The following is a 12,995-nucleotide window of genomic DNA, read 5'->3' on the forward strand; positions in this document are numbered from 1 at the left end:
GGGGCTGATATGGAAAATTTACTGGCGCTGACGCTGGCAGACGAAGCGCCCGAACAGATTGAGGGCGATGGCCCCTCATTCCACTGGCGCTGGCTGGGACGGGGCGTACTTGAACTGACGCCGTTTGCGCAGAGCGACGTATCGCTTCTGCTGTCGAGCGGTATTCACGGCAACGAAACCGCACCCGTTGAGATTGTCGACCTGCTGCTGCGCGCGTTATACCGTGGAGAGATTACGCTCGCGTGTCGCGTGCTGGTGGTGTTTGGCAATCCGCCAGCGCTGGCGCAAAACAAACGTTACCTGGTGAGTGATATCAACAGGATGTTTGGGGGCCGCTGGTCGCAGTTCCCCCAAAGCGATGAAACGGCGCGCGCGCAGTGGCTGGAGAGCGTAGTGACGACGTTTTTTGTCACCGCGGGGGGAACGCGCTGGCACCTCGACCTGCATACGGCTATCCGTGCCTCTTATCATGTGCGTTTTGGCGTCCTGCCGCAGCGCAGTCAGCCCTGGGATGAAACCTTTCTGAGCTGGCTGGGGGATGCGGGGCTGGAAGCCCTGGTCTTCCATCAGTCGCCGGGCGGTACGTTCACCCATTTTACGTGTGAAAACTTCAGCGCGCTGGCCTGCACGCTGGAGCTGGGAAAAGCGCTGCCTTTCGGGGCGAACGATCTGACGCGCTTTGCTCCGACGCACTCTGCGCTTCGGGCGCTGCTCGGCGGCACCGCCCCGGAACATGCGCACGAGCCCGTCGTGCGTTATCGGGTCGTGCAGCAGATCACCCGTCGCAGCGATGCCTTCCTTCTCCATATGGCGGCCCACACGCTGAACTTCACGCCGTTCCGTCAAGGGGTACTCCTGGCAGAGGACGGTGACGAGCGTTACGAGGTGCAGAAAGCCACAGAGTATGTTTTATTCCCCAATCCGTCGGTGGCGTTGGGTCTGCGAGCCGGACTGATGCTGGAAAAATTAGCCTGATAATTTCCCCTCTTGAAGTAAGAGGGGAAATTATTTTCTTAGCAATGAAGGCGGTTATATCTCTTTTGCAGAATATTCCTGGATAATTGCTTTATTAATAAACGCCACTTCGTTATACTCCTGCATAATCTCTTTAAAATCAGTGTATTGAATATTTATGTTTCACCTCTCCATGTTTTATCCTTAATTCCTCCACATTTGGCGAAAAATTGTTTTTTACACTTTCATTGTTTTACCGTTGCTCTGATTAATTGACGATAAACCCCGTAAAGTGAATATCGTCAACACGGCATAGCGCCGAAGAATAACTGAAAGTAAGGAAATACATTATGCGTAAGTTAACTGCACTGTTTGTTGCCTCTACCCTGGCTCTGGGCGCTACCAGCATGGCGTTCGCCGCAGATACCGCCACCACGACCGCCGCGCCAACTGAAGGCAAAATGATGATGCATCATAAAGGCAAGCCGGGTATGCACCATGAGATGATGATGTTTAAAGACCTGAATCTGACCGACGCGCAGAAACAGCAGGTTCGCGACATCATGAAAAGCCAGCGTGACCAGATGAAACGTCCTCCGCTGGAAGAGCGCCGCGCGATGCATGACATCATTGCCAGCGACAGCTTCGATAAAGCGAAAGCGGAAGCGCAGATCGACAAAATGGCCGAGCAGCATAAAGCCCGCATGCTTGCCCACATGGAAACCCAGAATAAGATCTACAACATTCTGACCCCGGAACAGAAAAAACAGTTTAATGCCAATTTTGAGAAGCGTCTGACAGAACGTCCGGCGCCAGAAGGTAAAATGCCAGCACCAGCCGAATAATCGGTTCACCCTCTTAAGACCGCCGGGATCCTGTTCACATAAGCAAAAACGCTGTGGACAGGACCGGCGGTTTTTTCTTTCTGCCCACCTCTTGCCTGCCGCCGCCAGCGCGGTATTCTCCTGTAGTCGCGTCAGAGATTTACTAAGGTTTGCCCACTCTGCTGCCGATAATACGTCTGTAGATTTCCAACGATAATAAACAAGACAGCAATGACAGCAATGTCGTTGCCCTGGCGCAGGTTGCGCCCCTCAGGAGTGGTGATGGAGTTCTTTGATATCCGTAAGATGCCGGTCAGTCTCTGGCGTAATGGCGCTGGCGAAACACGCGAAATATGTTGTTTTCCTCCCGCGACGCGTGATTTTTACTGGCGCGCCAGCATTGCCTCTATTGCCAGCAATGGCGAGTTCTCGTCGTTTCCCGGCGTCGATCGGGTAATCACCCTGCTGGAAGGGGGAGAGGTCACGCTGGATGCCGGTCAGGCATTTTTCCATACCCTGAAACATCACCAGCCCTACAGTTTTGCCGGCGATCTGCCGGTGAAAGCGCTGCTGTCGGATGGGCAGATGTCGATGGATTTTAATATTATGACCCGGCGGGATTGTTGCCAGGCGAAGGTTCGCGTCGCGGATCGGACCTTCACCACCTATGCCTCCCGCGGTGGCGTGATATTTGTGTTAAGCGGGGCATGGCAGCTTGGCGAAAAATTGCTGACGGCGGATCAGGGAGCCAGCTGGGAGGAGGGCACGCATACCCTCCGGCTGCTGGAATCTACAGGAACGCTGTTGTTCAGTGAAATTACGTGGCTGCCAGGTCATTAAGCGAAATGATCTCGTACTTGCCGGTTAACACGGGTTTACAGAGTATTTTGTAGCCGTCGTGGTCGAATCCGGCGGGGGTACGCAGCAGGGTTGCGGCGTCTTGCAACGTATCAACGGCGCCCAGCCAAAGCCAGTTGTGGACGATGTGATACTGCGTCATCAATTCACCCACTTCCTTCAGGGCAACGGCACCTTCCCATGGCCAGCATTTGACGCTGATGGCCCCCAGCCCGGCGAGCAGTCGGGCATTATGTTCCTCGACGCTCTCTTTCCCACAACAGGCACCCGCGCAGCGTTTCAGCGCCGAGCGGAAACAGGCGCGACCGCGCGTGGTGCCTTCTAATCCTAAAAGGCTGTAGCAAAGCTGTAAATCGTCGGCGAGCGCCTGCAAAGCCTGCAGTGCCGCACGTTTATTGGCGAACAGGCCATAGAGGTTCGGCTCATGAGAAAAATCAACGTCACGGGCGTACACAACCTGTGGTTTGCCGTTGCTGATCTGCAGGGAGCAGAGCTGGCGATTGCGCCGAAGCCGCTTATTGAACAGCGGCTGCTGCTCTTTTATCAATCGGGCTTCCAGCAATAGCGCGCCCATTTCACCCGCAGTCGGAAACCAGGTGATGCGTCTCGACTGGCGGAGCATCGCGGCTTCGTCCGGCGTGCGCAAATGGGATAATACCCGGCTGCGAATATTCACGCTTTTACCGATATAGAGCGGAAGGGTGTCGCTTTCGCCGTGAAAGATGTACACACCCGGCTGTTTAGGCAACGCTTCAAGCCAGGGGCGAAGATGTTCGGGATATTCATAAATAGCCGCCGCTTCAAACTCAAGACGCGGGGCAGATTGACGCCTGCTCACATACTGCTCCATATACTGTTCAGGTATACAGTGTAGCAGGTGTGTTGTGGTTAAAAAAGAGCCGGATGGCCTGATGCCCTCACCCCAACCCTCTCCCACGGGAGAGGGCGCAAACACTAAAAACGGTAACCAGGTTACCGTTTTGCTTTTATTTCCAGAAATCGTCAAACACCGTAATCGGCGTGTGACGCTTGTGTTCGGTTTTCAGGTACCAGCCTTCAATAATCTTCGCGGTACCTTCATCCAGCTGTTTGCCTTCCAGATAGTCGTCAATATTGTCATAGGTCACGCCCAGTGCGGCTTCATCCGGCAGGGAAGGGCGACCGTCTTCCAGATCGGCGGTTGGCGCCTTCTTGTATAAATGCTCCGGGCAGCCAAGTGCGGCGAGAAGCTGTTTACCCTGACGCTTGTTGAGGCGGAAGATCGGATTAATGTCGGTGCCGCCGTCGCCGTATTTGGTAAAGAAACCGGTGACCGCTTCCGCTGCGTGATCGGTGCCGACAACAACACCTTTGGTCATGCCCGCAATGCTGTACTGCGCTTTCATACGCTCACGCGCTTTTTCGTTGCCGCGTACGAAATCGCTCAGCTCGATACCGGCTTCGCGCAGCGCCTGTTCGCTCGCCAGCACGGAACCTTTAATGTTCACGGTCAGAACACGGTCGGGCTGAATGAAGGTAATCGCGTCCTGGCAATCTTGTTCGTCGGCCTGCACACCATAAGGAAGGCGCACGGCGATAAACTGCAGCGCATTATCACCCGTTTCTTCACGCAGCTCTGAAATGGCCATCTGGCACAGTTTGCCGGTCAGTGTAGAGTCCTGGCCGCCGCTGATGCCCAGCACCAGTGACTTCAGGAAAGCGTTTGTTTTTAGGTAGGACTTCAAAAAATCAACGCTTCGGCGGATCTCTTCATTTGCATCTACTGCAGGTTTCGCGCCCAGCGCCTGGATAATCTGTTGTTGCAGAGCCATTACGCCCTCCCTATGCAGAACGAGACAGAAAAATGTTATCTGTTAAAACTAACCCTTTGGGCGGAAAACGACAAGGATCACAGTTTCGAGTGCGCTAAATTGCGCCGCTTTAGCAGCTTATCGTTGTTTTATTAGAATTTTCCGAAATTCGTGTGGCGTAACTCGCAAAGTTGAACAATAGTATTTTTTATCCCATGCTTAGTTAACACGCTGATAAACAAGAGGACGGAATATGAACAAGAACGTAGCAGGAATTTTAAGCGCAGCGGCGGTACTGACTATGCTGGCAGGGTGTACGGCTTACGATCGCACCAAAGATCAGTTTACCCAGCCAGTTGTAAAAGACGTCAAAAAAGGGATGACGCGTTCGCAGGTTGCTGCAATTGCAGGTAAACCTTCTTCTGAAGTCACCATGATTCATGCTAAGGGAACCTGTCAGACCTACATACTGGGTCAACGTGATGGTAAGGCAGAGACCTACTTTGTCGCGCTGGATGATACCGGTCATGTGATTAACTCCGGCTATCAGACCTGTGCAGAATACGACACCGATCCACAGGCCCCTAAGGCGCAGTAACCGCGCTTGCCTGAGGATGTTAACTAACCGGCCTGGTGGCCGGTTTTTTTATGCATACGTAAATCTTATTTCTTTGCGCGAATTATTTGCCCAAAATGTGAAGAGAGTCAACAAGCCAGGTCAATGAGAGACAATTTGACCCTATCCAGAATTATCCCCTCCTTGTACCATTGCGTATACTCGTTTCAACGACAAACAACAGTAAGTAACCTACCCGTCAGCCGGGATAGCAAGTCGAGTGATAGCGCGACGGCGGGGGGCACACAAGAGGGAAGTTATTATGGAAAAGAAACATATCTATCTGTTCTGTTCTGCGGGCATGTCAACCTCGCTTCTGGTTTCCAAGATGCGTGCGCAGGCCGAAAAGTATGAAGTTCCTGTGGTGATCGAGGCGTTTCCAGAGACGCTGGCGGGCGAAAAGGGCCAGACAGCAGATGTTATTTTACTGGGGCCGCAAATCGCTTATATGTTGCCAGAAATTCAGCGTTTGCTGCCTCATAAGCCGGTCGAAGTCATCGACTCGGGGCTGTACGGTAAGATTGATGGTTTAGGTGTATTAAAAGCTGCTGTTGCAGCCATTAAAAAAGCTGCTAATTAATTATTTATTTTTCCCGTCAAAGAGTTATTTCACACACAATACGCCGTAACATGCGTTACGGCATTTAAGGGTATTTTCCTATGAGTAAAGTCATCGCTTCACTTGAAAAGGTACTCCTTCCTTTTGCTGTTAAAATAGGAAAGCAGCCTCACGTTAATGCCATCAAAAACGGCTTTATTAAATTAATGCCGTTGACGCTGGCCGGGGCAATGTTCGTTTTAATTAACAACGTTTTTCTGAGCTTTGGTGAAGGTTCCTTCTTTTATTCATTAGGAATTCGGTTAGACGCTTCCACTATTGAAACCCTTAATGGTCTTAAAGCCATCGGCGGCAACGTATACAACGGCACGTTGGGTATTATGTCGCTGATGGCGCCTTTCTTTATCGGGATGGCGCTGGCTGAAGAGCGTAAAGTGGATCCTCTGGCCGCAGGTTTACTCTCTGTCGCAGCATTTATGACGGTTACCCCATACAGCGTCGGCGAGGCTTATGCTGTCGGTGCTAACTGGCTGGGTGGCGCTAATATTATTTCGGGTATTGTTATCGGTCTGGTCGTTGCGGAAATGTTCACGTTTATTATTCGCCGCAACTGGGTTATCCGTCTGCCGGATAGCGTACCGGCATCGGTATCTCGTTCATTTTCCGCGTTGATTCCAGGCTTCATTATTCTCTCCATTATGGGGATTATCGCCTGGGCGCTCTCTCACTGGGGTACAAACTTCCACCAGATCATTATGGACTCTATCTCTACGCCGCTGGCGTCAATGGGTGGAGTGGTGGGTTGGGCGTATGTCATCTTTACCTCCCTGCTGTGGTTCTTCGGCGTGCATGGTTCACTGGCACTGGCGGCGCTGGACAGCGGTATCATGACCCCTTGGGCACTGGAAAACGTTGCGCTTTATCAGCAGTACGGCTCCGTTGATGCGGCGCTGGCAGCCGGTAAAACCTTCCATGTGTGGGCGAAGCCGATGCTTGACTCCTATATCTTCCTGGGGGGTACCGGGGCGACGTTAGGTCTGATCATCGCGGTCTTTATTGTCTCTCGTCGTGCCGATCATCGTCAGGTGGCGAAGCTGGCGCTGCCGTCAGGCATCTTCCAGATTAACGAACCGATTCTGTTTGGTCTGCCAATCATCATGAACCCAGTGATGTTCATTCCATTCATCCTGGTGCAACCGCTGCTGGCGGCAATCACCCTGACCGCGTACTACCTGGGCATTATCCCACCGGTGACCAACATTGCACCGTGGACCATGCCAGCCGGTCTGGGCGCGTTCTTTAACACCAACGGTAGCGTCGCGGCCTTCCTGCTGGCGATATTCAACCTCGGGATTGCAACCCTGCTTTACATGCCATTCGTGGCAATAGCGAACAAAGCGGCAACCGTTATCGATGAAGAAGAGAGCGAAGAGGATATCGCCCTCGCACTGAAATTCTAAAAATTGCACGGCGCGGGGCAACCCGCGCCAGCTAAAAGGAGCTTAACGATGTTAGATTTGGATAGTATTGTCGCAGACGAAACCGTAGAGAACGATCTGGAAGAAGTGGTGATGGGGCTTATCATCAACTCTGGACAGGCACGCAGCCTGGCATATGCCGCGCTGAAGCAGGCCAAGCAGGGTGATTTCGCCGCAGCAAAAACCATGATGGACCAGTCCCGTCTTGCACTGAATGAAGCGCATCTGGTGCAGACGAAGCTCATCGAAGGCGACCAGGGCGAAGGGAAAATGAAGGTGAGCCTGGTGCTGGTACATGCCCAGGATCATCTGATGACCTCCATGCTGGCGCGCGAGCTGGTGGCAGAGTTAATCGAGCTTCACGAGAAGATGCAGTAAGTCAGGTCAGGCAGCAGGAGGTCAGCACGATGGAAATTAAAACCGCACTTGAGCAGCAGCTGTTTAATGGCAAGAATTTTCACGTGGTTATTTACAACAAGACGGAGAGCGCCAGTGGTCTGCACCAGCATGACTACTACGAGTTCACGATTGTTCTGACCGGCCGCTACTACCAGGAGATCAACGGCAAGCGCGTGTTACTGGAGCGCGGAGATTTTGTCTTCCTGCCGATGGGGTCCTATCATCAGAGCTTTTACGAGTTTGGTGCCACACGCATTCTGAATGTGGGCGTCAGCCGACGCTTCTTTGAGAAACATTATCTGCCGCTGGTACCGTTCTGCTTCGTGGCGTCACAGGTCTATCGCGTCAAAAACGAGTTCATGACCTGGATCGAAACGGTTATTGCCTCACTCAACTTCCGCGACAATGAGTTCGACGAGTTTATTGAAACCGTGACGTTTTATGTGATGAACCGCCTTCGCCATCATCGCGAAGAACAGCAGGTCATTGATGATATCCCACAGTGGCTTCGCAGTACCGTTGAGCTCATGCACGACAAAGGGCAATTCAGCGACAACGCGCTGGAAAATATGGTTTCGTTGTCGGGCAAGTCCCAGGAGTATTTAACCCGCGCGACGCAGCGTTATTATCGTAAAACGCCTGTGCAAATCATTAATGAAATCCGCATTAACTTTGCCAAGAAACAGCTGGAAATTACCAATTACTCTGTCACCGATATTGCTTATGAGTCAGGTTACAGTAGCCCCAGCCTGTTTATTAAAACGTTTAAGAAGTTTACTTCGTTCACACCAAACAGTTACCGCAAAAATCTGACGGTAATTAATTAATACCCGGCGATTTTATTCGCCACGAATATTGACGTAATTGCTTGCCCAAATAGCGGGAAGAGAACGCTATACCTTGCAGGCGGTTAACCTGATACGCTAAGGGAGATATTATGCAACAGAAATTAAAAGTCGTAACCATTGGTGGCGGCAGCAGCTATACCCCGGAATTACTGGAAGGTTTCCTGAAACGTTATCATGAATTACCGGTCAGCGAATTATGGCTGGTGGATGTAGAAGAAGGTCAGGAAAAGCTGAATATTATTTTCGACCTGTGTAAACGTATGGTTGAGAAAGCCGGTGTGCCATTGACCGTACATAAAACGCTGGATCGCCGTCTGGCGCTGAAAGATGCTGATTTCGTCACCACCCAGCTGCGCGTCGGCCAGCTGAAAGCACGCGAGCTGGATGAGCGTATTCCGCTGAGCCACGGCTATCTGGGACAGGAAACTAACGGTGCGGGCGGTCTGTTTAAAGGTCTGCGTACCATTCCGGTGATTTTCGACATCATCAAAGACGTGGAAGAGATTTGCCCGAATGCGTGGGTGATTAACTTCACCAACCCGGCGGGAATGGTGACTGAGGCAGTCTATCGCCACACCGGTTTCAAACGCTTTATCGGCGTCTGTAATATCCCGATTGGCATGAAGATGTTTATCCGCGACGTGCTGGCGCTGACCGACAACGACGAGCTCTCCATCGATCTGTTCGGCCTGAACCACATGGTGTTTATCAAAGATGTGATCGTTAACGGCACGTCGCGCTTTGCCGAACTGCTCGACGGTGTTGCTTCGGGTCGACTGACCGCCGCATCGGTGAAGAACATTTTCGATCTGCCATTCAGTGAAGGACTGATCCGCTCCCTGAACCTGCTGCCGTGCTCGTACCTGCTCTACTATTTCAAGCAGAAAGAGATGCTGGCTATCGAAATGGGCGAGTACTATAAAGGCGGCGCGCGTGCCCAGGTGGTACAAAAAGTTGAGAAGCAGCTGTTTGATTTGTATAAAGATCCAAATCTTAATGTTAAACCGAAAGAGCTGGAGCAGCGCGGCGGGGCATACTATTCCGATGCGGCCTGCGAAGTGATTAACGCCATTTACAACGACAAGCAGGCTGAGCACTACGTCAACGTGCCGCATCATGGCCACATTGATAATATCCCGGCTGACTGGGCCGTTGAGATGACCTGCATTCTGGGTCGCGATGGCGCGAAACCGCACCCGCGTATTACTCACTTTGATGACAAAGTGATGGGCCTGATCCACACCATCAAAGGCTTTGAGGTGGCAGCAAGCAATGCGGCGTTGAGCGGTGAACTGAATGATGTGCTTCTGGCCCTGAACCTCAGTCCGCTGGTGCATTCCGACCGTGATGCGGAGCAACTGGCGAGTGAGATGATCCTGGCGCATGAAAAATGGCTGCCAAACTTTGCTGCAACGGTTGAGAAACTGAAGTTCACCCACCGTTAAGAGGATGTACGATGGAAAACCTGCTGATCGTAAACGCCGATGATTTTGGCCTGTCGAAAGGGCAGAACTACGGCATCATTGAAGCCTGTCGTCGGGGTGTGGTGAGTTCAACCACGGCGTTGATTAACGGCGAGGCGGTTGAACATGCGGCTCAGCTAAGTCGGGACGTTCCCGGGCTGGGTGTGGGCATGCATTTTGTTCTGACGCTGGGTATGCCGCTTTCACCGATGCCGGGTCTGACGCGTGACGGGCAGTTAGGGAAATGGATTTGGGAAATGGCAGAGCAGGGCGCTCTGCCGCTCGAAGAGATTACCCGTGAACTGGATTGCCAGTTTAACCGCTTTGTTGATGTGTTTGGCAGGGAGCCGACGCACATCGATAGCCATCACCACGTGCACATGATCCCGGCGATTTTCCCGATTGTCGCGGAGTTTGCACAGCGTAAAGGCGTCGCGATCCGCGTGGATCGTGAGGTGCCCGGCGTGCCGGACTGCGCTGTGAAATCAACAGATGGATTCAGCAGTGCATTTTACGGCGACGAGATCGACGAAGCGCTGTTCCTGAAGGTGCTGGATGAGTCCGCCGCTCGCGGTGAAAAGTCCGTAGAGGTGATGGCGCACCCGGCATTTGTCGATAATACCGTGCGGAAAAGTGCCTACTGCTGGCCGCGTCTGGTGGAACTGGATGTGCTGACGTCGGCATCGCTGAAGTATGCGATTGCCGAGCGAGGGTATCGGTTGGGGACGTTTGGGGATTTGTGAGAAATCCCCCTCACCCTAACCCTCTCCCCAAAGGGGCGAGGGCACTGGGCGGTGCGGTTTGTCATGCCAGCACAGGTCAGCATTTCTCCCTCTCCCTTTCAGGGAGAGGGCCGGGGTGAGGGTATTGTTTACGCTGGAATGTGATCGATCTTACTGCTGCGCGACCAGACGCGGTGCGCGGCGAGTAAATCAAACAGCTTCGTCATAAAGGCATCGTCAACGTTATCGCCCTCGACAATGCCGTCCTCACCCTGATCGGCCACCTTCAGCTGCGCCTTAAACTGTCGCGCATCGCCTGCCAGGGCGATCGGTTTCAGATGCTTATAGGCTTCCAGCAGATAATACACGGCGTCACCGTTGGTCAGCAGGCTGTCAATATCTCCACACGGCACAATCACCGCATCAACGGTCAGCGAAGGCGCCCCGGCAAAGGTCGCCGCCACCGGCAGCACGGAGCCATCATCGGCGGTCACTTCGCCCATACGGGAATAAAGCAGTTTCGCATGCACGCCCTGGGTTTTCAGCGCCTGCATAATCCCCAGCACGTCGCTGGCGCGGGTTTTATCGTTCAGCAGGATGGCGACCACGCGGCCCTTAATCGATCCGCCCGGTACGGCGTACAGGCTCAGAGACGGATCCTTTTTCAGCCCGTTAACGTCTTTCGGTGGAGCTGCGTTACGTTGCTCATCGGTCAGGGTAATACCGAGGTTAACGGCGACGCTCTGCGCAAGCTGGATATCTATTCGCGCCAGCTGATCAACCACGCGCTCGCGGATGTAGGTGCGCACCACCTTGCTCAGCTCAAAGCTGAAGCCGCCGATGATATGCTGCTGCTCAATCGGGGTCTGGCTGTTCCAGAACAGGCGAGGATGGGCGTAATACTCACCGAAGGATGGGCTGCGTTCGCGAATTTTGGTCCCCTCGACGCGTTCCTGATACGACTCAAACCCGCCACGTTTCGGGCCCGGTGGTGTTTCACGTGGCCAGTTATCGTTGATCGAGTTCGGTTCGTAGTTCGCCGGGTTGGTGTCGATATCCTGGCGATGCATCCCGTCGCGCTGGAAATTGTGATACGGGCAGGTAGGGCGGTTAATGGGGATTTCGTGGAAGTTCGGTCCGCCGAGACGGCTAATCTGCGTGTCGGTGTAGGAGAACAGACGACCCTGTAACAGCGGGTCGTTGGTGAAATCCAGACCGGGGACAATATGGCCCGGGTGGAAGGCGGCCTGTTCATTCTCGGCAAAGAAATTATCCGGATTACGGTTGAGCACCATTTTCCCTACCAGTTGAACCGGCACCAGTTCCTCAGGAATGAGTTTAGTCGGATCAAGCAGGTCGAAATCAAATTTGAACTCGTCCTCTTCCGGAATCAACTGTAACCCCAGTTCGTATTCCGGGAAGTCTCCGGCTTCAATGGATTCCCACAGCTCGCGGCGGTGGAAATCAGGATCGCGGCCAGTCAGCTTCTGCGCTTCATCCCACACCAGCGACGCTTTACCCGCCACAGGTTTCCAGTGGAAGCGCACGAAAGTGGCTTTGCCTTCCGCGTTAATCAGGCGGAAGGTGTGGATGCCAAACCCTTCCATGGTGCGATAGCTGCGCGGAATGCCGCGGTCTGACATTGCCCACATCACGTTGTGCAATGTTTCTGGCTGTAGCGAGACGTAGTCCCAGAAGGTGTCGTGCGCACTTTGTCCCTGCGGTATGGCCCAGTGGGGCTCCGGTTTTACCGCATGGACAAAGTCAGGAAATTTATGCGCATCCTGAATGAAAAACACCGGGGTATTGTTGCCGACCAGGTCGAAAATACCTTCTTCGGTATAAAATTTGGTGGCAAAGCCGCGGATATCGCGCACCGTGTCGGCCGAGCCTGCGCCACCCTGCACGGTAGAAAAGCGCACAAACACCGGGGTGATTTTATCCGGGTCGGAGAGGAAATCCGCTTTGGTAATGTCTTTCAGACTTTTATAGGGCTGGAAGTATCCGTGCGCAGCCGAGCCGCGCGCGTGAACGATGCGTTCCGGTATGCGCTCGTGGTCAAAATGGGTAATCTTTTCCCGCAGGATGAAATCTTCCAGCAGGGTCGGCCCACGTGTGCCTGCGCGAAGGGAGTTCTGATCGTCAGCAATACGCACGCCCTGATTGGTCGTGAGCGCAAAACCTTCGCTACCTTTACGGTGTGGCTCAAGCGATTCCAGCTTCTCGTTCTCCGTATCCGGCGATTTCATGCTTCCCGGTGCGGTAGGCTGCTCGCCAGGCGCGGAAGGGCCCGGTGAGGGGCGGTGAGAGCCGTCAGCAGGAGCGAGAGAGTCCATACCCGGTTGCGATTCTTCAGTGCCATGAATCGGTGATTGATGTGTTTTATCTTTGTTCGACATTGCACGTTTCTCCTTTATCCATTGCTAAAAACCCTATTAAGGATAGAACAATGTCGTGAGATGGCTCGCCAACTAAGAGTTTTCA

Annotated in this window: 12 protein-coding genes and 1 pseudogene; 10 read left to right on the plus strand and 3 right to left on the minus strand. The window is 53.2% G+C overall.

The features are described 5' to 3' along the window. Positions 1-9 precede the first annotated feature (9 nt). The 3 genes from astE (at position 10) to ves (ending at position 2,618) form a co-directional block, all read left to right on the plus strand. A complete protein-coding gene (gene astE, locus KW829_RS09295) occupies positions 10-975 on the plus strand; it encodes a succinylglutamate desuccinylase (RefSeq protein WP_218308069.1) in 966 nt (321 codons plus the stop codon). A gap of 329 nt (positions 976-1,304) precedes the next feature. After that, positions 1,305-1,799 carry an ATP-independent periplasmic protein-refolding chaperone Spy gene (spy, locus tag KW829_RS09300; protein WP_100166970.1) on the plus strand — a complete coding sequence of 165 codons (495 nt, stop codon included), beginning with the start codon at positions 1,305-1,307 and terminating at the stop codon, positions 1,797-1,799. A 261-nt stretch (positions 1,800-2,060) separates the two neighbouring features. Continuing rightward, a complete protein-coding gene (gene ves / locus KW829_RS09305) occupies positions 2,061-2,618 on the plus strand; it encodes an environmental stress-induced protein Ves (protein WP_218308070.1) in 558 nt (185 codons plus the stop codon). On the opposite strand, the gene cho is transcribed toward ves, so the two are convergent. Both cho and nadE read right to left on the minus strand, forming a co-directional pair. After that, the gene (cho, locus tag KW829_RS09310; protein WP_120158903.1) at positions 2,596-3,474 is read right to left on the minus strand and encodes an excinuclease Cho; all 879 of its coding nucleotides are present in this window, start codon (positions 3,472-3,474) and stop codon (positions 2,596-2,598) included. The genes ves and cho overlap by 23 nt on opposite strands. 148 nt (positions 3,475-3,622) lie before the next feature. Then, positions 3,623-4,447 carry an ammonia-dependent NAD(+) synthetase gene (gene nadE, locus KW829_RS09315; RefSeq protein ID WP_218308071.1) on the minus strand — a complete coding sequence of 275 codons (825 nt, stop codon included), beginning with the start codon at positions 4,445-4,447 and terminating at the stop codon, positions 3,623-3,625. A gap of 232 nt (positions 4,448-4,679) precedes the next feature. Here nadE and osmE point away from each other — a divergent pair, with 232 nt between their 5' ends. The 7 genes and pseudogenes from osmE to chbG all read left to right on the plus strand — a co-directional run bounded on the left by osmE (position 4,680) and on the right by chbG (position 10,532). Continuing rightward, complete coding sequence (gene osmE, locus KW829_RS09320; protein WP_010430142.1) at positions 4,680-5,024, plus strand: osmotically-inducible lipoprotein OsmE; 345 nt, start codon at positions 4,680-4,682, stop codon at positions 5,022-5,024. Positions 5,025-5,265: 241 nt separating this feature from the next. Next, positions 5,266-5,622 carry a PTS sugar transporter subunit IIB gene (locus KW829_RS09325; protein ID WP_260591518.1) on the plus strand — a complete coding sequence of 119 codons (357 nt, stop codon included), beginning with the start codon at positions 5,266-5,268 and terminating at the stop codon, positions 5,620-5,622. An 80-nt stretch (positions 5,623-5,702) separates the two neighbouring features. Next, the gene (gene chbC, locus KW829_RS09330) at positions 5,703-7,061 is read left to right on the plus strand and encodes a PTS N,N'-diacetylchitobiose transporter subunit IIC (RefSeq protein WP_010430146.1); all 1,359 of its coding nucleotides are present in this window, start codon (positions 5,703-5,705) and stop codon (positions 7,059-7,061) included. 48 nt (positions 7,062-7,109) lie between these two features. Then, positions 7,110-7,457, plus strand: a complete 348-nt coding sequence (gene chbA / locus KW829_RS09335) for a PTS N,N'-diacetylchitobiose transporter subunit IIA (protein ID WP_010430147.1) — start codon at positions 7,110-7,112, stop codon at positions 7,455-7,457. A gap of 11 nt (positions 7,458-7,468) precedes the next feature. Next, positions 7,469-8,305 (plus strand): annotated as a pseudogene (gene chbR / locus KW829_RS09340) (transcriptional regulator ChbR); the annotation flags it as partial. 110 nt (positions 8,306-8,415) lie between these two features. Continuing rightward, the gene (locus tag KW829_RS09345; protein ID WP_089599100.1) at positions 8,416-9,771 is read left to right on the plus strand and encodes a 6-phospho-beta-glucosidase; all 1,356 of its coding nucleotides are present in this window, start codon (positions 8,416-8,418) and stop codon (positions 9,769-9,771) included. Positions 9,772-9,782: 11 nt separating this feature from the next. Beyond that, positions 9,783-10,532 (plus strand): chitin disaccharide deacetylase, encoded by a 750-nt coding sequence (gene chbG, locus KW829_RS09350; protein WP_218308072.1) that lies wholly within the window; start codon positions 9,783-9,785, stop codon positions 10,530-10,532. A 128-nt stretch (positions 10,533-10,660) separates the two neighbouring features. Here the strand turns inward: chbG and katE are convergent, their stop codons facing one another. Further along, entirely contained in the window at positions 10,661-12,910 is a 2,250-nt protein-coding gene (katE, locus tag KW829_RS09355) for a catalase HPII (protein ID WP_218308073.1), read from the minus strand. Between the last annotated feature and the right edge of the window lie 85 nt (positions 12,911-12,995).

Origin of the sequence: Enterobacter sp. ENT02 (assembly GCF_019219165.1) — a bacterium.
Classification (GTDB): Bacteria; Pseudomonadota; Gammaproteobacteria; order Enterobacterales; family Enterobacteriaceae; genus Enterobacter; species Enterobacter mori.